The 20,197-nt window shown below is 35.4% G+C and carries 11 protein-coding genes and 1 CRISPR repeat array; all 11 genes read left to right on the plus strand.

The genetic code is table 11. The features are described 5' to 3' along the window. Nucleotides 1–19: 19 nt before the first annotated feature. The 11 genes from pglX (at nucleotide 20) to I2H87_RS09370 (ending at nucleotide 20,184) form a co-directional block, all read left to right on the plus strand. Nucleotides 20–3,574 carry a BREX-1 system adenine-specific DNA-methyltransferase PglX gene (gene pglX, locus I2H87_RS09320; protein ID WP_117549491.1) on the plus strand — a complete coding sequence of 1,185 codons (3,555 nt, stop codon included), beginning with the start codon at nucleotides 20–22 and terminating at the stop codon, nucleotides 3,572–3,574. Between the two features lie 18 nt (nucleotides 3,575–3,592). Beyond that, complete coding sequence (gene pglZ / locus I2H87_RS09325; RefSeq protein WP_117549493.1) at nucleotides 3,593–6,139, plus strand: BREX-1 system phosphatase PglZ type A; 2,547 nt, start codon at nucleotides 3,593–3,595, stop codon at nucleotides 6,137–6,139. Nucleotides 6,140–6,150: 11 nt separating this feature from the next. Then, on the plus strand, nucleotides 6,151–7,983 hold the full coding sequence (locus I2H87_RS09330; RefSeq protein ID WP_117549495.1) for an ATP-dependent nuclease: 1,833 nt from the start codon (nucleotides 6,151–6,153) through the stop codon (nucleotides 7,981–7,983). 11 nt (nucleotides 7,984–7,994) lie between these two features. Continuing rightward, the gene (gene brxL / locus I2H87_RS09335; protein ID WP_117549622.1) at nucleotides 7,995–10,064 is read left to right on the plus strand and encodes a protease Lon-related BREX system protein BrxL; all 2,070 of its coding nucleotides are present in this window, start codon (nucleotides 7,995–7,997) and stop codon (nucleotides 10,062–10,064) included. Nucleotides 10,065–10,130: 66 nt separating this feature from the next. Continuing rightward, nucleotides 10,131–11,198 carry a leucine-rich repeat domain-containing protein gene (locus I2H87_RS09340; RefSeq protein ID WP_117549497.1) on the plus strand — a complete coding sequence of 356 codons (1,068 nt, stop codon included), beginning with the start codon at nucleotides 10,131–10,133 and terminating at the stop codon, nucleotides 11,196–11,198. A 212-nt stretch (nucleotides 11,199–11,410) separates the two neighbouring features. Beyond that, complete coding sequence (gene cas9 / locus I2H87_RS09345) at nucleotides 11,411–15,478, plus strand: type II CRISPR RNA-guided endonuclease Cas9 (protein ID WP_195609805.1); 4,068 nt, start codon at nucleotides 11,411–11,413, stop codon at nucleotides 15,476–15,478. After that, nucleotides 15,475–16,341, plus strand: coding sequence for a type II CRISPR-associated endonuclease Cas1 (cas1, locus tag I2H87_RS09350; RefSeq protein WP_117549500.1), 867 nt, complete (start codon nucleotides 15,475–15,477; stop codon nucleotides 16,339–16,341). The genes cas9 and cas1 overlap by 4 nt, the downstream gene beginning before the upstream one ends. An 11-nt stretch (nucleotides 16,342–16,352) precedes the next feature. Further along, complete coding sequence (cas2, locus tag I2H87_RS09355) at nucleotides 16,353–16,658, plus strand: CRISPR-associated endonuclease Cas2 (protein ID WP_117549502.1); 306 nt, start codon at nucleotides 16,353–16,355, stop codon at nucleotides 16,656–16,658. Next, nucleotides 16,655–17,320 carry a type II-A CRISPR-associated protein Csn2 gene (gene csn2 / locus I2H87_RS09360; RefSeq protein ID WP_117549504.1) on the plus strand — a complete coding sequence of 222 codons (666 nt, stop codon included), beginning with the start codon at nucleotides 16,655–16,657 and terminating at the stop codon, nucleotides 17,318–17,320. The genes cas2 and csn2 overlap by 4 nt, the downstream gene beginning before the upstream one ends. Nucleotides 17,321–17,371: 51 nt before the next feature. Then, nucleotides 17,372–17,864: direct repeats of the CRISPR family, unit length 36 nt; unit sequence GTTTGAGAGTAGTGTAAATTTATAGGGGAATGAAAC. A gap of 512 nt (nucleotides 17,865–18,376) precedes the next feature. Then, complete coding sequence (locus I2H87_RS09365; RefSeq protein ID WP_117549508.1) at nucleotides 18,377–18,886, plus strand: hypothetical protein; 510 nt, start codon at nucleotides 18,377–18,379, stop codon at nucleotides 18,884–18,886. Then, nucleotides 18,886–20,184, plus strand: a complete 1,299-nt coding sequence (locus tag I2H87_RS09370) for a serine/threonine-protein kinase (RefSeq protein ID WP_195609806.1) — start codon at nucleotides 18,886–18,888, stop codon at nucleotides 20,182–20,184. Before I2H87_RS09365 ends, I2H87_RS09370 begins: the two co-directional genes overlap by 1 nt. The last annotated feature ends 13 nt before the right edge of the window (nucleotides 20,185–20,197 follow it).

The raw sequence follows: 20,197 nt of genomic DNA on the forward strand, positions 1-20,197 counted from the left end.
CCAGTGGGAGGAAATGTACATGAACAAGAATGCGATAAAGAAATTTGCCATAGAAGCAAGAACAAAATTGATTGCTTCCGTTACAGACAAAGCTGGTATGCTTGGCATTACGGAAAAATCATGCAGTGAACCAATCACAAAAGGTGCGGATTTTGAAGTCTATCAGACTGTGGCAGGAACAGAAGTAACTTTAAATAAAAGACAGTGCGAGCAAAGAAGACGCCTGGTATCACAGATTAAATCCCGTGGATTTGAAGCAGTGGTAGAAGAAGTGGCTTATACCTGGTTCAACCGAATCTGTGCCATTCGTTTTATGGAAGTGAATGATTATCTTCCAAACAGAGTTCGTGTACTTTCCTCTGAAAAAGAAGGAAAGATGGAACCAGATCTGGTAACGCAGGCACCAGATGTGGACCTGGATCTGACTGCACAGGAAAAAGAAGAGATTATTAACTGGAAGCTGAGTGGAACAACAGAAGATACAGATATGTTATATCGTACATTGTTTTTAAAAGAATGTCATGAACTTTATAAAGTATTGCCTGGATTATTTGCTACAGATGCTGATTATATGGAATTGCTGTTTAATATTTCTTATACAAACAGGGATGGAATTGTGTTTTATTTAATCAATTCGTCTAATAAAATAGCGGAAGAAGACTGGAAAGAATCCATTGAAATTATTGGTTGGTTATATCAATATTATATTTCTGAGAAGCATGATGCAATTGTGAATATTAGTAATAAAGAAGCTGTTAAAAAAGAAAATATTCCAGCGGCAACACAACTTTTTACAACCGATTGGATTGTTAAATATTTGGTTGATAATACACTTGGAAAATATTGGATTGAAAGGAATCCTAGATCATCGCTAAGAACTGAATTAGATTATTTTATAGAAACAACGGTACCTTGTAAGAGTCAGTTTGATAATAGTATTATTCCGCAAAAGATAACTTTTTTTGATCCATGCATAGGATCTGGTCATTTTGCGATTTATGCATTTGATGTATTTATGAAAATATATTTGGAGAATGGCTATTCATCAAGGGAAGCAGCGGCTGAAATTATACAAAATAATATATATGGTTTAGATATTGATGATAGGGCGTCACAACTTGCTTATTTTTCAATTATGATGAAAGCACGGCAATATGATCGAAGATTCTTTACAAGGAATATTCAACCTAATATTTATGCGATAAGTGAAAGTAATGACTTAGATGTATATTGTAAAGAGTATTTTTGCAATTCTGATGAAGAATTAAAGCGAATGATTAATTATCTTGAGCAAAAAATGGTGGATGCTAAAGAATATGGCTCATTGCTAGAAGTTAACGGTATTGATTTTTCAATGTTATATGCTCGAATTAATGAAATAGAAGAGGATATTAATATTTGGAAAGATATGACATTAGCTCAATTTAAGCCGTTGATAAAAGCAGCAGAATTATTGTCTAAAAAATATACAATTGTTGCCACAAATCCACCATATCTTAATAAGTATAATAGCTCTCTGAAAAAATTTATAAGCGACAATTATAGCGATTATTCGGGCGATCTATTCAGTGCGTTTATATATAGAAATTTGCAATTTGCAATATCAGATGGTTATTGCGGCTACATGACACCGTTTGTTTGGATGTATATAAAATCATATGAAAAAATAAGAAAATATATAATAAAGAATAAAGGAATTGTTTCTTTAATACAAATGGAATATTCTGCGTATGAAGAAGCAACGGTTCCACTCTGTGCATTTATATTATCCAATGATGCTGATATAGCGGTGGGAAAATATTTTGATCTTTCAAAATTTGTTGGAGGCATGGAGGTTCAGAAACAAAAAGTTTTAGAAGCAATTAGAAATCCGAAATGTGGATATCTCTATGAGTACAATAAAATGAATTATGAACGTATAGAAGGGACACCTATTGCGTTTATGGCAAGTGAGACTTTGCTTCAAATATTTGAAACAGCACAACCATTAAAAAAAATTGCCGAACCTAAAGTAGGATTGCAAACCGGAAATAATGACGCATTTTTACGACTATGGTTTGAAGTTGAGAGGGAAAGAATAGGATTTGATATAAAATCATTAGAAGAACCTAAGAAACTCCATTATAAATGGTTTCCGTATAATAAGGGCGGGGAGTTTAAAAGATGGTACGGAAATCGTTACTATATTGTCAATTGGGAAAATGATGGATATGATATAAAGCATTGCTTCAATCAAGCTGGAAAGTTGCGTTCTCGACCTCAAAATACTGCATATTATTTTAGACCTTGTATTACATGGTCAGATATAACGAGTGCGCAATTTTCAGGAAGATATTGTGAGGGTGGATTTATTTTTGATGTTAAAGGGTCAAGTGGTTTCCCGGATGAGGATAATATATTATATGTATTGGGATTTCTTAATTCGAAAATTTCTCAAAAATGTATTAAAATGTTAAATCCAACAATTACAACGCAAGTAGGAGATATGGCACGTATTCCGATATGTTTTTCAATGCAACATAAGGATGAAATAGATTCGTTAGTGAAAGAATGTATTAGTATTGTAAAAGAGGATTGGGATAATTTTGAAATATCATGGGAGTTTAAAAAGCATCCGCTGATTAGAAAACACTCCAGTATTAAATATGCATTTGAATTATGGAAAAATGAATGTGAAAATAGATTTTCTGCTTTGAAGCAAAAAGAAGAAAGACTTAATGAAATATTTCTTGATATATACGGATTACAAGCGGAAATTGATGCTAAAGTGGATGACAGATATGTAACTGTTCATAAAGCTGATTTAAAACGAGAAATTCGTTCACTGATATCATATTTTATTGGTTGTATGTTTGGTAGATATTCCCTTAATAAAGAAGGCATTGTTTATGCAGGGGGAAAATGGAATATTAAACAGGCGGTAGATTTAAAAGTGGATAGTGATAATATTATACCAATTTGTGATGAGGAGTATTTTAAAGACGACATAGTTAATCTACTTATTGATTTGATAAAAGATGCTTATGGGGAAGAATATTTAGAAGAAAATTTAAAATTTATAACAAATGTATTAAATGGAGATGGCGAACCTAAAAGCATACTTAGAGAATATTTTTTAAATGAATTTTATAGAGATCATTGTAATGCGTATCAAATCACAGGATCTGGTAAACGCCCGATTTATTGGCTTTTTGACAGTGGCAAACAGAATGGATTCAAGGCATTGATTTATATGCACCGCTATGATGCAGATACTGTTGGACGGGTAAGAACCGATTATCTTCACAGGGCACAGAAGTATGTAGAGACAGCAATGCAGAGTGCACAGTATACTATTGATAATGCTTCATCCGCATCTGAAAAATCAAAAGCAACAAAGGCAATCACGAAATATACGAAGCAGCTTGCTGAAATGAAGATTTACGACGAAGCTATTGCTCATATTGCCAATAAGAGAATTGAGATTGATTTGGATGATGGCGTGAAGGTAAATTATGAGAAGTTCCAGGGTGTAGAAGTGGCACAGGAAGGAAAGAAAACTTTAAAGGTAGATCTTCTGGCAAAAATAAAATAGGAAAGTGGGAAGACATAGATGGATTTATTGAATATACAAGAACAGCTAAATACAGAATTTTCTAAATCAGACACCCGTATCATATTCTGGTTTGATGATAAGGGAGAATATGAGGATGAGGTATCGGAAATTCAGTTAGATAATGCAAAATTACATATTCTGGATGGTACAAACTGGTTCTATTCAAAATGGTTATTGAATGAATCAGATGTAGAAGGTAAGTATCTTGTATATGCACCATTCCCGAAACCAAATGATGCTGAGAATCCATTGGCAGATATGTATTATTACTCGGTTCTGTACTATACGGACCGAGTATCCCAGATGTCGCAGGAGCTCGGAATTGATAACCGGTTTAAAGAGCATCTGGCACAGTACAGCAATTTCTGGAAGAATAAAAATCGGATTGAGAAGTTTAAAGAACTTGGCATAGACCATTTCAATGTAGAGACCATTGATATTGGTCTTATTGCCGTTCTTACAGATGTGAAGACACCGAATTTTGAAGAAATTATAAGACAGCTGTTATTGAATGATAACGAAGCGTATTTAAAAGCACTAGAAGACAATGGACTGATTGAAAAGTTCTGGGAATTATGTGAGAAGTATTTTGGATATCAGTCTGAGAATCCGAACATGGATGATCTGGCGGCATGTATGCTTTTGACTTACGCATCGGTAGCGTTGAAAGATACGCTTCCAGATGTGCTGAAATCTTATATTTTAAAAAAGAAAAATGATGTAGTGGTATTTGTTCGGAACCTGATGGACAATGTGCTTTATCAGGAGGCGTATGATGTATTATCAGAAAAAGTGGACAAGACATTACGAGTTGTATCCAGAATCCGGGATGAATTAAAAAAGGATGCGGACAAAGCAAAAGATCAGTCAGCACAGCTCCTGGATATTGCAAACTGTGATGCCTTCCGGGGACTGGATGGTATTTTAATTGACTGGGCATTGGATCAGTTAAATGACGAGATTCTGGATGCTCAGATTGATGGCATGAACCTTGCACAGATCGCAGAGCAGCGAACAGCAAAGTCCTGTCATTTTGGAAATGTATATAAAAACGAATATCAGGCAATCAAATATGCTTATCAGATGATGAAAGCGGTATCTGTTATGGAAGTAACCAGTGATATCAAAGAAATGGTCGCAGATTATCAGAAACAGACGTATTTGATTGATTCTTATTATAGATGGTTTTACAGTGCCTATGACTGTATGGAAGATACGGAGCGTTTTGCACAGGTGAGAGAGCGGATCGAGAATATGTATTCCTTTACTTACCTGCAGAAAGTAACTCCGAAATGGAATCAGGAACTGACAGAAAATCTCATGGCAGATACCGGATTGAAACGCCAGGAAGATTTCTATCGGAATTATCTGAAAGCATACGAAGGAAAGAACCGTGTGATCGTAATTATTTCGGATGCTTTCCGGTATGAATGTGCCAAAGAGTTGATGGAACGACTGGAATTGGATGAAAAGTGTACACCGAAGCTGGATTGCATGATTAGCGGTCTTCCATCTGTAACCTCTGTGGGAATGGCAAGTCTTTTACCACATAAGGAATTGCTGGTGGATGAAAAGCTGAATGTAACGGTAGACGGACAGAACTGCGGGGATCTGGCTTCAAGGGATAAGATCTTAAAAGCTCAGAATGAGAACAACGTGGCATTGTCCTTTGATGAAGTGGCAAGTGCAAATAAAGAGAAAATCCGTGAGTTATTGCAGAAGAAAAATATTGTATACATCTATCACAACCAGGTAGATGCCCGTGGAGATAAGCCAGCCAGCGAGAATGAAGTGTTTACAGCCTGTTCAGAGGCAATCGAGGAAATCCATAAACTGATCAAGAAGCTGACAGGTTATATATCAGCAGCGAAGTTCTTTGTTACTGCAGATCATGGATTCTTATATAAGAGAGATAAGCTACATGAATTTGATAAAGTGTCTTATGATCGGGAAATCTGTGCCTACTCCAATAAGCGATTCCTGCTGACGACACAGAAAGTAAATGAACCGGGAATGAAGTCAAGAATGATGGAATATATGAATCAGTTATATGTGACCACACCGATTGGAGCAGATATTTTCAAAGTCGCTGGTGGCGGACAGAATTATGTACATGGTGGTTCATCCTTACAGGAAATGCTGATACCGGTGATCGAATTGACAACCAATACCAGAGCAGTGGCATATGATTATGTGGATGTGATTTTAACTTCTGTCAATCGAAAAGTCACAAACCTGATCACCTACTTTGATTTCATTCAGACAGAGAAAGTAACAGATACCATGAAAGCAAGAAGCCTGGTGGCATACTTTACAACTGAAGATGGAGAGAAGATATCCTTTGATGTACCGATTGTGGCGAACAGCAGAGAAGATGCACCGGAGAAGAGAACATTCCATGAGAAATTTACATTGAAGTCCAGAGAATATAAGTATGGAGACAAGTATTATCTGGTGCTGGCAGATGCAAATGATGAGAAGAATATACTGCAGCAGTATGAATTTATGATTGATATTGCGTTCGTGGATGATTTTGGATTTTGAGGTGATAACAAATGATTAAATCATTAAAAATAAAAAATTTTAAGAGTATTTATAATATTACTGTTAAATTTAACCCCATTTTTAATGTGATTATCGGGGAAAATAATATAGGAAAAACGACACTGTTTGAAGCTATTTTATTGTGGAAAATGTGCTATGATGGCACAATAAAAAAGAGCAAAAAGGGATTTTATGCACAAGCACATAATCTCTTATTCCGAGATATGGAACATATTAGAGTATATCAGGACATGGATTTATTTCCACACAATTATTCAAAAAAGGATGCGGAAGCGGAGATTACATTGGAAATTGAATATAATGGGATATCTTATAGATTAGGATTTAGACTTGAAAAAGTTGATTCTATGGATGACGCATATTATCAAACAAAATATATTGATTACTCTGAATTTGAAAAATTTGCTGAAATGGTTAATTCGATTCCCGGCAAAAATTTATCAAATTTTATTATGATTAGTGAAACAAGGCCGATTGCTAATATTATAGCAAAAGAACCATATATGTATAAAGCTCAGGTAATGGATAAAATTGCAAAAGGAAAAGGATATGAGGTCTTACGTAATAAAATTAAGGATAATATTTTGAATGTGCAGGAACATATCAATAATGTAATGGGAAAAGACTATCAAATCGTTGAAAAGCAAAAAGATGATAAGACTTATATTTCCATAAAAGTGGATGGTAAAAATATTTTTTCATATGGTAGTGGGTTTTTACAACTTGCAGAAATATTTTCTTCATTAGAATATGTGGAACCAGAAATATATTTACTTTTAATTGACGAACCAGATTCACATCTTCATGCTAAATTACAAAGAAGATTGATAAATGAATTGAGAACATTAACGAATAGTCAGTTACTGATTATATCTCATAACGATCGTTTTTTGAAAGAATTGGATGAAGAAGAAATTTTGTTCATGACAGAAAGTGCTAAAGAGAATGGTATAGTAGATCATCTTCCAGCAGGATATAAAGGGATTGTTCTCGAAAATTTAGTTGGAGATCTTGAAGATGTTGAAAAGTTACGAAATGCTAGAAAACTGATTTTAGTAGAAGGAGTGGGAGATATTGACTTTCTTGATACGATGTGTCCTAAATATGAAGAGTATGCAAATGTGTCTTTTCCGATGAAAATAGTTGTAAAAATGGATGGAATAGATACTTTAAACGCTAAGTTAATTACATATTCACGTGCATTAAAAGGTATAATTCCTACAAACTGCAAATGGCTTTTAATTAGAGATACTGACTGTGTTCCATGTAATAAAAAAGAATCTGCTGGAAATGTAGATAAAAAGAATGTTGATACCAGTGGTGCGGAATTTAAAGTGTTTTTTCAAAATGGTTATGGCATAGAGTCAACATTTGCAGCTGAGCCTGATAAATTGGCAAAATTATTATGCTCATATTATAGTTTAGAAAACTCAGAAGACGTGGTTGAAAATATTATAATGGAAACAAACGCTGAGTATTTTAATAAGGTCAAGGATGTTTTAAATGTTGAAGTACATCAGGAACTAGAAAAACATTATAAACGCCAAAAAGAGGCACGTTCTGGAAAAATATATGACAACTTGCAATTTACGGATATGCTTAAAGAAATATCAGCTACAAATATTCAGTATATTATGACAAAGCCTATTATGGATCGTTATCTTGAATCATTACATGCAGGTATTGTGAATAACTTTTCGAATATCTCTGCAGTTAAATTGGATCACAGGACGATTTTTACATATTATTATCAACAAATCAGTTGTTTAGATGATATGTTTGAGTCGCATAAGGCTCTTTTGCAAGAAATATATAGAGATTGATGGGAGAAAAAATGGACGAATATAGAGAAAATACAACTGAAGACAAAAGAGAAGAAATAAAACGAAAGCTCCGACAATACTATGATGGGCGCATTGTCCGAAAGGATTTAACTAAATCTATTCGTGAGGGAGCCAATGTTCCGGTCTATGTACTGGAATATCTCCTTGGACAGTACTGTAATTCCGATGATGACGAGATCATTGAAGAGGGAGTGGAGAACGTAAAGCGTATTTTGAGAGATAATTATGTGCGTCCGGATGAGGCACAGAAGATTCTCTCTCTTTTGCGTGAAAGAGGTAGTTATACAGTGATTGACCGTATCACGGTTGTACTGAATACAAAGGAAGACCGCTATGAAGCTACATTCTCTAATCTGGGTGTAAAGGGAATCCCGATTCATCCGGATTATGTAAAAGATTATGACCGTCTGCTCTGTGGTGGCATCTGGTGTATCCTGCAGATGGAATATGAATTTATTGAAGAAGATAAGAAGAATACACAGCCAATTCGTATCCGCAAGCTGACACCAATCCAGATGCCGCATGTGGATATGGATGAAGTGAGAAATGGAAGAAAAGCATTTACCAAAGAGGAATGGATGGATATCCTGCTCCGTTCTACGGGATTGGAACCGGAAAGCTTTAGTGAGAGAGCAAAATGGCTGTTGATTGCACGTATGATTCCGCTAGTAGAGAATAACTTCAACCTTTGTGAGTTGGGACCACGTTCTACCGGTAAATCTTACATATATGAGCAGATTTCTCCGAACAGTATTCTGGTAGCAGGGGGACAGACAACGGTTGCGAACCTTTTTTATAACATGTCCAATCACACAGTAGGTCTTGTTGGTATGTGGGACTGTGTTGCTTTTGATGAGGTTGCCGGTATTAAATTTAAAGATAAAGATGGAATCCAGATTATGAAAGGTTACATGGCATCCGGAGCATTTTCACGAGGAAAAGCAGAGATCCAAGCTAAGGCTTCTATGGTATTTGTAGGAAATATCAACCAGAGTGTAGATACGCTTTTAAAGACATCCAGCTTATTTGACCCATTCCCACCGGAAATGGGAACCGATACAGCGTTCCTGGATCGTATGCACTGCTATATTCCAGGTTGGGAGATTCCGAAATACAGACCAGATTCATTCACGAATGATTATGGTTTTATTACAGATTATCTATCTGAATTTATGCGAGAACTGCGTAAAGACAGCTATAGTGATTTGATGGACAAGTATTTCCACCTTGGAAACAACCTGAATCAGCGTGATACTATTGCTGTTCGTAAGATGATTTCCGGATTTACGAAACTTCTTTATCCGGATGGAGAGGTAACGAAAGAAGAATTGCGTGAAATTGTGGAGATTTCACTGGAACTTCGTCGCAGAGTCAAAGAGCAGTTGAAAAAGATCGGCGGCATGGAGTTCTATGATGTGAATTTCTCTTATACAGATAATGACAGTTTTGAGGAGCATTATGTTTCCGTTCCAGAGCAGGGCGGCGGCAAGTTAATTCCGGAAGGCATGGGAAAACCAGGATCTGTTTATACCGTTTCCAAATCAAAGACAGGTATGATCGGTTGCTATATGCTGGAAACACAGATGATGCCTGGAAATGGAAAGCTGACTTGTACTGGCATTGGATCAGGAAAAGAGCCGAAAGAGGCAACAAATACAGCATTTAATTATTTGAAAGCAAATGGAAACCGTATTTCCGGTCAGATCAGTACCACAACAAAGGATTATATCATTAACTATCAGGATATGCAGGGCATTGGAATGACAGGAAACCTGGCATTGCCGACGTTAATTGCAATCTGTTCCGCAGCACTTGGAAAGACACCATTGAACAGCCTTGCAATTCTTGGTGAAATCAGTATTGGAGGTACTCTGATCAAGGTAGATGAGCTGGCAAGTACACTGCAAGTATGTCTAGACAGTGGAGCGAAGAAAGTATTATTGCCAATTACTTCTGCAGGTGATCTGGGAACTGTACCATCAGATTTGGTTGGTGCATTTAGCTTGATTTTCTATTCTTCCGCAGAAGAAGCAGTATTTAAAGCACTTGGTGTGGAATAAGACATGAGAATAGTACAAAAGCAGATAAGAAGGTGATGAGTTATTTTTGAACAGGATTTTGAAGAGATGTTGCGGCAACACCAGGCATTTCTTGATGATAGAAAGAAATTTAAGGCATTGGTAAAAGACTTATTTCCAGATCAGGCGAAGAATGTCAATTTATTGCTGATGGCATATAACATGGGAATTGCGCAGGATATTCAGACTGCATCCCACATCAATAATACCTTTGCATTCCGATATGTGAAGCAGCTTATGGACGATTTTGGCATGAGCCGTGTTAATGCAGACTGGATTGTTTCAGTATGGTGTGCATGCTATGGGGCAAAAGTGCTGGGAAAAGCCTGTGACATTTCCATTCAGAAGCAGGGAAGCGGACCGGCAATTCAAGGAGAACAGTCATCTTCTGGCAGATCTTATGGGGATCTATTTACATATGAAAAAAGCCGTAGAGGAAAAGGTCTTGCAGTGACTGGATTTCGTGGAGATAAGAACAAAACGATTATTTTTCAGAATAAATCCGGGAATACGCCGGTGGTGGAGATCGCAGATGACAGCTTCAGTAATTCTCCGACAGAGGAAGCCATTCTGACAGAAGGAATATCCTATATTGGACGAAAAGCTTTCTCTGGGTGTAATAAGCTGCATCAGGTGGTATTGCCGATCAGTATCGAAGAGATTGAAGATTCAGCCTTTGAAAATTGTAGCAGTCTCAAATCAATATCATTGCCGGTGGCATTAAAGACGATTGGGGATGGTGCGTTGAAAGGAACAGGACTTCGAACAATCGCTATTCCAAAGAGTGTGTTCTGGGTAGGGGAAGGACTTTTGGCAGAGTGTGATTCGTTAGATCATATAACAATTTCAGAGAATATAGAAAGAATCCCAGCTAAAATGTTTGAAAATTGTAAAAATCTAAAAAAGGTGGAATTGCAGAAGAATCTAGTTGAGATTGGTGAACGTGCATTTTTTGGATGCAGTTCTTTGGATTTTCTGATTATTCCAGATAGTGTGAAACAAATTGGTTTAGATGCATTTGCCAATATGGATAAGCAGTTTATTCTTCAATGTTCTTTTGGTTCATATGCAGAAGTGTATGCCAGAAAGAATAAGATTAAATATCAGTTGGTGTAAAATGTCGCCTGATATGGGACAAAAAAATCAGCGCTTGATGATATGATGGTATAAAATAAAAAAGCCTATATGAAATAGGCTTTTTATAACACACACTGTGTTTGTCAGTTATCTGACGCATTCATAATAATATTATTTGAACTTGCAGTGTAAATCTATAGGGTAATGATTTACAAAATTAAAATATCATATTTTGAGGTGGGGTGTCAAGAGTGAAAGAAAATTATTATTTAGGATTAGATATTGGAACAAACTCCGTTGGCTACGCAGTAACGGATGGACGGTTCAATTTGTTGAAGTACAAAGGGGAATCAATGTGGGGATCCCATGTGTTTGAAGAAGGAAAACAATGTTCAGACAGAAGAATGCATAGAACAGCACGTAGACGATTAGATCGCAGACAACAAAGAGTTCATTTGACACAGGAAATTTTTGCAAAAGCTATTAGTGAAGTTGATGAAAGATTTTTTGTTCGATTGAAGGAAAGTGCATTATTTAGGGAAGATACCAGTGGAAGAGATACTTATCTTTTTTTTCAAGATGAAAATTATACGGATAAAGAGTATCACAAAGATTATCCAACAATTCATCATCTCATTAAAGAACTGATGGAAAATACAAAACCGCACGATGTTCGCTTGGTTTATTTAGCAATTGCCTGGCTTATGGCGCATAGAGGACATTTTTTAAGTGAAGTAAATAAAGATAATATTACCGAGTTACTTGATTTTGATTCGATTTACGGAAATTTGATGGAGCTTTTTACAACGCCACCATGGATATGTTCTGATAAAGAAGAATTCAAAAATATTCTTTTATTGCATCAAACGATTAAAAATAAAGAGAGAAAATTCTGGGGATTACTATACGATGGGAAAAAGCCTAAAACTGATGAAGAGGATTACATCAATAAAGAAGGACTGATTCGACTTCTTTCAGGAGGAACTGTAGAGGCTGGAAAACTATTTAATCAGAAAGAATTTCAGGAGAAAATTTCTATTTCGTTGAAAAAATCAGAGGAAGACTTCCAATTGCTTTTAGATGAAATGGATGAAGTGGATTCAGAGTATTCAGAGTATTTGATTCGACTTCGCGCACTTTATGATTGGGCATTGTTAGTGGATTCATTACATGGATGTTCCAGTATTTCAGAAGCAAAGGTGCAAGATTATATTCAACATGAAGCGGATTTAAAGATACTAAAGAGTTTTGTTCGTAAGTATTGCCCGAATGAGTATGCGACCATATTTAAAAATGCAGAAAAAGAAAACTATGCATCTTATGTATATAATATCCCAAAGGGAAAAAGAACGAAAGAATATAAGAAGAAGATCACACAAGAAGAATTTTGCGATTATCTAAAAAAGAAATTAAAAGATGTTCAAATTGATGAAGAAGATGAGGAAATTTATCAAGATATGATGTTCCGATTGGAAACATACACATTTATGCCGAAACAGGTAACGGGAGATAATAGAGTTATACCTTATCAGCTTTATTATGATGAATTGAAAAAAATTCTGGAAAATGCAGAAAACTATTTGCCGTTTTTGAAAAAGGAAGATGAACAGGGCATTTCTAATAAAACGAAGTTGCTTTCTATATTTGAATTTCGTATTCCATATTATGTGGGTCCGCTTTGCTCAACAAGTAAATATGCATGGTTGAAACGAAAGTCAGAAGGAAAAATTTATCCCTGGAATTTTGAAGAAAAGGTGGATTTAGATCAAAGTGAGGAAGCATTTATTAACCGAATGACAAATAATTGCTCTTATTTGCCAGGTGAAACTGTGTTGCCACAGAATTCATTATTGTATTGCAAATTTACTGTGTTGAATGAAATAAACAATATTAAAATTAATGGAACCTCAATTTCCGTGGAATGTAAACAGGAGATTTATAGACTTTTTGAAGAAAATAAAAAAGTAACAGTTGATAAGATAAAGAAATACTTAATTAGTAATAATTATATGAAAAAAGAAGATGTACTGGGTGGTATCGATGTTACTATAAAATCTTCTCTCAAACCACAGCATGATTTTAAAAGACTTCTAAATTCAGGAGTTTTAAATGAAAGAGAAGCAGAGCGAATTATTGAGTGCATTACATATTCTGAAGAAAAAAATAGAGTGCTTCGGAGATTAGAGAGGGAGTTCCCAAAACTTTTAGATGAAGACAGAAGGTATTTATCAAAATTAAAATATAGTGGTTTTGGAAGATTATCTAGAGAATTTTTTACTGGAATTCGAGCTGCAAATAAGGAAACCGGTGAAAGTTTTAGTATTATACAGGCATTGTGGGATACAAATGATAATTTGATGCAATTGCTTTCAGATCGATATACATTCAAAGACAGTATCGAAGAAGAACAACGTAAATATTATGAAGAGCATCCGATGACGGTAGAATCTTTATTAGAGGAAATGTATGTTTCAAATGCGGTAAAACGTCCAATTTACAGAACATTAGATGTAATAAAAGATATTCAAAGTGTTTGCAAAACAGCACCAAAAAAAATCTATGTGGAAATGGCACGAGGACAGGAAGAAGGAAGCAGTAGAAAGAAATCAAGGAAAGATCAGATTTTAGAATTGTATAAAGGTATGGATAAGGGCGAAGTAAGGGAATTATCAAAACAATTGGAAGATTGTAGTGAACGCGAACTTAGAAGTGAAGTTCTTTTTCTATATTTTATGCAGCTTGGAAGAAGTATGTATTCCGGCAAGTCAATAGATATCGAAAAACTAAAAACAGATGCTTATAATGTGGATCATATTTATCCACAGTGTAGAGTAAAAGATGATAGCCTCTCAAATAAAGTTCTTGTTTTGTCAGAAGAAAATGGAGTAAAGGGGGATAAATATCCAATTAGTGCAGAAATCAGACAAAAGATGGGAGAAATGTGGAGAGTGTACCATGAAAAAAGACTTATTTCAGATGAAAAATATCATCGTCTGACAAGGGGTAGTGGATTTTCAAACACAGAAAAAATGGAGTTTATCAATCGGCAACTGGTGGAGACTAGACAGTCTACAAAAGCATTGACAAGAATTTTTCAGTACATTTTTCCAGAAACAGAAATTGTTTTTGTGAAGGCTGGTCTTGTTTCAGATTTCCGAAATGAAATTCTGAAATGTGCGAAAAGCAGAATTGTAAATGATTTACATCATGCGAAAGATGCATATTTGAATATTGTTGCAGGAGAAGTGTATCATGCCAGATTTACTGCCAAATTCTTTAAAGTTGATCAAGATGAATATTCGGTAAAGACAAAGGTGATTTTTGAAAACAAAGTATGGCGCGGAAAAGAATTAGTGTGGGAGGGGGGAAAAGATATCGCGAGAGTGAAAAAAATACTCACGAAAAACAGTGTCCACTATACAAGATATGCGTTTGAAAGAAAAGGAGGTTTATTTGACCAACAGCCTTTGAGAGCAGCATCAGGGTTAATCGAGCGAAAAGTTGGATTGGATACAGAAAAATATGGAGGATATAATAAATCAACAGCCAGTTATTTCCTGTTAGTAAAATATATTGAAGCGGGAAAGAAACCAAAGCAAGATGTAATGTTTGTTCCAATAGATTTGATGGAATCGGAACGGATTATGGATAATGAAACCTATGCAAAAGACTATGCAAGAAATACGATTGCAAAGATTCTTGGAAAACCAAGAGATGTAGTGCAGGAAGTAAGTTTTCTGTTGGGTATGAGAAAAATGAAAGTAAACACATTGTTGACATTTGATGGATTTGAAGCAACCCTGGCAAGTAAATCTAATGGAGGAAAGATATTAGTATTTGGATCTATGATGCCGTTGTTTGTTGACAATAAGAAGGAAAGCTATATCAAACGCTTGGAAAGCTTTGCTAAAAAGAAGAAACAAAATAATTCTTTGTTAGTAGATGAAGTATATGACAAAATAACGAAAGAAGAAAATGGTGAGTTATTTTTATTTTTAACAAGCAAAGTAAAAGAAAAGCCTTATTGTTTAATATTTGGTAGTCAACTACAGGTATTACATGATAAAGAAAAGGAGTTTGAAAATTTGAACTTAGAACAACAGGTAGATACACTTTTAAATGTTCTTTCTATTTTTAAAACAGGGCGAACAACCGGCTGTGATTTAAAAGCATTGGGAGGAGCTGGACAGGCAGGGATATTTACAGAAAATTCTAAATTGTCAAATTGGAAAAAATCATACAAAGATGTCCGGATTGTAGACATTTCTGCAGCTGGACTACATAGGAAAATATCTCAGAATTTATTGGAGTTATTATGAGCTTTAGAACGGTAGTTATTACAAAACGCTGTAAATTAGATTATAAAATGAATTTCTTAGAAGTGAGGAAAGAAGATACAAAAAGGATTCTCTTAGATGATATCCATACACTTATTATAGAGAATCCTGCGGTATCTCTTACAGGGTGTTTAATGGAAGCACTTATACAGAAAAAGATTAAAGTGATTTTTTGCGACAGCAAAAGAAATCCGCAGTCGGAATTGGTGCCCTATTATGGATGCCATGATTGTTCTAGTAAAATCAAATTACAAATGTCATGGACTGAAGAACTTAAAGGGGAAATTTGGACAAGAATTGTAAAAGAAAAAATTCGAAAACAGGCAGATTTTTTGTTGGATTTACAAAAGGAAGAAGAAGATTTACTGAGAATCTACATAGATGAGATGGAATATCGGGATGCAACGAACCGTGAAGGACATGCGGCCAAAGTGTATTTTAATGCGTTATTTGGAAAAGATTTTACCAGAAATGATGATAATTCAATTAATGCAGCTTTGAACTATGGATATTCGCTTATTTTATCAACAATTAACAGAGAAATTGTTGCAAATGGATATCTGACACAATTAGGATTTTTTCATGATAACATGTTCAATCAATTTAATTTAAGTTGTGATTTAATGGAACCGTTTCGTATTCTGGTAGATCGATACGTTTATTCCAGTGGATTTACAGCATTTTCAGTAGAAGAAAAACACAAAATGGTAGAAATTTTGCAGCAAGAAATAGGGATTAATAATACACGGCAAGTCTTAACTAATGGCATTAAGATTTATGTGAGAAGTATTTTTGACGCAATAAATGAAAAGGACTTGTCGTTGATTACATTTTATGGATTATGAGTTATCGATTTATGAGAGTTTTAGTTTTTTTTGATTTGCCGGTACAGACATCAGAGGATATGAAAAATTATCGATTGTTTCGAAAAACACTTTTGAAAAATGGCTTTTTTATGATGCAAGAATCTGTTTATTGTAGAATGGTTTTAAATCAAAGTGTAGAAAAAAACGTGATCCATACGATTCGAAAGGCTAAACCACCGGCAGGATTAGTTCAGATTTTGACAGTAACAGAAAAACAATTTTCAAAAATGGAATTTTTGGTAGGAAAACCAGATGAAGAAGTAATAGATACCGATGAAAGGCTGGTTATATTATGAAAATTGTGCATCCCAAAATAAATAGTAAGATAGAAATATCCGATCATGAAATTAGTGTACTTGTGATTGAAGCCCCAGAATTTTTTTATGAGCTACTGATGGATATAAAAAGCCAGATAAATAATTTTGAAGGTAATACAGTATTATCCGTTCGCAATGAACCTGTCAGTTTTCATAAATGTGTAGAATTAATTACAGATCCGTTGGCTATAGAAATGAATAGTAGGACAATAATAAAAAAAGTATTAGTGGCTATGGAAAAGTGTGGTCAGGATGCGGTATACTATGAAAGAACACAAAAATTGCTGGCTGAAATTGAGACATATATTAATGATTTGAGCCTTAATTTTGATTCAGAAATAGAATGCCATGATATTTCGTTTCAACAGATACTTAAAGCAGCAGAACTGACTGTGGCAGATGAATATTCTAGGCTTGTGGATAAAATTTATGCGTATATGGAGTTAATACGTGAGTTTGAAGGAGATAAGCTGTTTATTTTTGTTAATCTAAGTAGTTATATAAGAAAAGAACAATTGCAAGAATTTGTAAATACTGTGGTTGGGCATTCTTTTAGAGTGTTATTAATTGATAGTCACGATTTTGAAAGATTAGAACAAGAAAATCGTTTGATTGTTGATTGTGATTTGTGCGAGTTTTAAATAGATCCTATAGATTTTGCAACGATAGCAGGTCGTTTTCTCGAATTTGAGGTTTGAGAGTAGTGTAAATTTATAGGGGAATGAAACTGATAAAGTAGGTTGTTCGCCTGTTAGTTGTTTGAGAGTAGTGTAAATTTATAGGGGAATGAAACCACTCCTTTATTTATATAACAATTAAGTTGTTTGAGAGTAGTGTAAATTTATAGGGGAATGAAACACCGTTCCGTCCGAACACACATAGTCGTGGTTTGAGAGTAGTGTAAATTTATAGGGGAATGAAACTTCATCTTGGTTATCAAGATTATATGCTTTGTTTGAGAGTAGTGTAAATTTATAGGGGAATGAAACTGCGTACGAAGAGAGGAAGCCAGTATGATAGTTTGAGAGTAGTGTAAATTTATAGGGGAATGAAACGATTGACAGGAGAAATTATTTAAATCTGTGTTTGAGAGTAGTGTAAATTTATAGGGGAATGAAACTCCGCATTCGCTTTACTTCTGCCGGTGTCGTTTGAGAGTAGTGTAAATTTATAGGGTAATTTTGGGTTTTATAGGTCAGATGATAAAAAATCGTTGCTGATAAAGAAATTATTGAAAAAATTGTAGATGTAGATTAAAAATGGATAGAGAGTAAGCTGAAAAAGATTGGATATTTTTCTAAGTGAAGAGGAAGATAGAACAGAGGTTATTTTGATAAAATACCTTTATGAAAAATATGGCGACCACTATTTTAAATTGGAAACGAAAGTGACAGAAGAAAACAGAATTTTGCCTAATGGAGCAGAAAACAATGGCTTATTAACACTAATGGTATGTGAAGATGGAAAGATTCTTGTGTTACCAATGTAAATAAGAATAAATCTAATGGCAAAAAAATAAAATGCTGAAAACAGAGGAGTTATTTTGGATGATAAAAGCAGATCAGTTATTAGATGTGATTACAATTGAGGAGGGAAATTATACAATAGATTTAGTATAAGTTTTAATGTCACCTGCGAAGGGACTGGAATAAGAACATATTATGATAAGGTAGTATCTAGGATAATGAGGTGAGAGGATGGGACTTTTTGATGCACTATTTGGAAATCGGAATCAGATTCCTACGGTGACGACGATTTTGCCGGATGCAGCAAGGCAGGAGATCATTGCAGGCAGACTTCCAATTTTAAACACAGACAAACTGTTCCTGAAACGTGGAGAAAGGATTCACTTTATTGATAAGGCAATCAATATGGAGCAGAAAACAGTGAAAGAGTTCCGCCATGTGGGAGGAAGTGCCCCAGGATTATTTGAGGGAACCCGTTGGAGTTCAGGAAGAGGAAGAACTGTTGAACATACAGAACTTGTGCAGCACCGGGGAATTTTATACATAACCAATCAGAGAATTGTGTTTCAGGCAATGGAATGGGGATTTGACAAGACCTATCGTTATCTGACAGCTATTACGCCATATAGCAATGCTTGCGAAATGCAATTTGGCAATAAATCCTATTGCATGATCGTGGCGGATGGAAGTGTAGTAAATCAAGTGTTGCAGTTGATCAAACAAAGGAGGCAGATACCATAATGGAAGGACAATTAAAAAATGGAACAATTCTCACTTCAGAGAGTGGAAATAAATATGAGGTAGTCAGTCTCCTGGGAGCTGGTGGACAGGGAGAAGTCTATGATGTGAAATGCGGCGGCAATCATTATGCTTTGAAATGGTACTTTAAAGGCAGTGCTACGGAACGTCAGAAAAAGATTCTGGAAACAATCATTGCGAAAGGTTCACCGGATGAAAGTTTTCTCTGGCCTATGGAACTGATTGTACCGACAAAGAGTGATCTGTATGGTTATATCATGCCTCTTCGACCGAAAAATTATAAAAGCATCGTGGATCTGATGAAAAAACGTGTAAATCCATCTTTTTATACTTTGTGTAGAACTGCTTTTAATCTAACCAGAGGTTATCAGAAACTGCACGCTATGGGAGCTAAGTATCAGGATATTTCTTTCGGAAACTTATTTTTTAATCCGGATAATGGAGATGTACTGATTTGTGATAATGATAATGTTTCTTTTGATAATAGTAAGCCAGGTGGAGTTCTTGGAACACCGGGATTTATGGCACCGGAGATTGTAAGAGGTGAGAAACGTCCATCCAAAGATACAGACCGCTATTCCCTTTCTGTGCTGTTGTTTTATCTTTTTATGGTAAATCATCCACTGGAAGGAAAACTGGAAGCAAGTATTCGCTGTATGGATATGGCAGCAAGAGTGAAGCTGTATGGTACAGATCCGGTATTTATCTTTGATCCGAATAATAAGACGAACAGACCGGTAAAAGGGATTCATGACAATGCAACGATTTACTGGCCATTATATCCAGAAAAATTGCGGCAGATGTTTACCAAGGCATTTACAGTCGGATTGAATGAGCCAAGCAAACGTATCACAGAGCCGGAATGGATGACACTATTTTCCAATATGATGAGTGGAATGTTGCAGTGTTCCTGTGGTGCACAGTTCTTTTATGATGAAGAACTGGAAGCAAAAGGTGTAGCACATACCTGTTGGAACTGTGGGAAAGCTGTACAGATACCCAATAAGATCATCATTGGGAAGAACCAGGTACTGCTAAATCAGAATACAAAATTGTTGCATCATCATGTTTATGATGACTTTGATATGGATACAGTTGTAGGATCGGTGGTTCAGAATCCGAAGAACCCGGCACTCTGGGGAATTCGGAATGAAGATAACGTGAACTGGACTTACCAGAAAGCAGATGGCACGCAGATACCGGTTGCACCAGGAAAAACAGCTGGGATTGCAAAAGGTGTAAAGATCATATTTCCTGGAACGGTTGGAGAGTTCAGATAATCGCTTAAAGGAG

The sequence above is a fragment of the Mediterraneibacter glycyrrhizinilyticus genome (assembly GCF_015560805.1).
Lineage (GTDB): Bacteria > Bacillota > Clostridia > Lachnospirales > Lachnospiraceae > Schaedlerella > Schaedlerella glycyrrhizinilytica_A.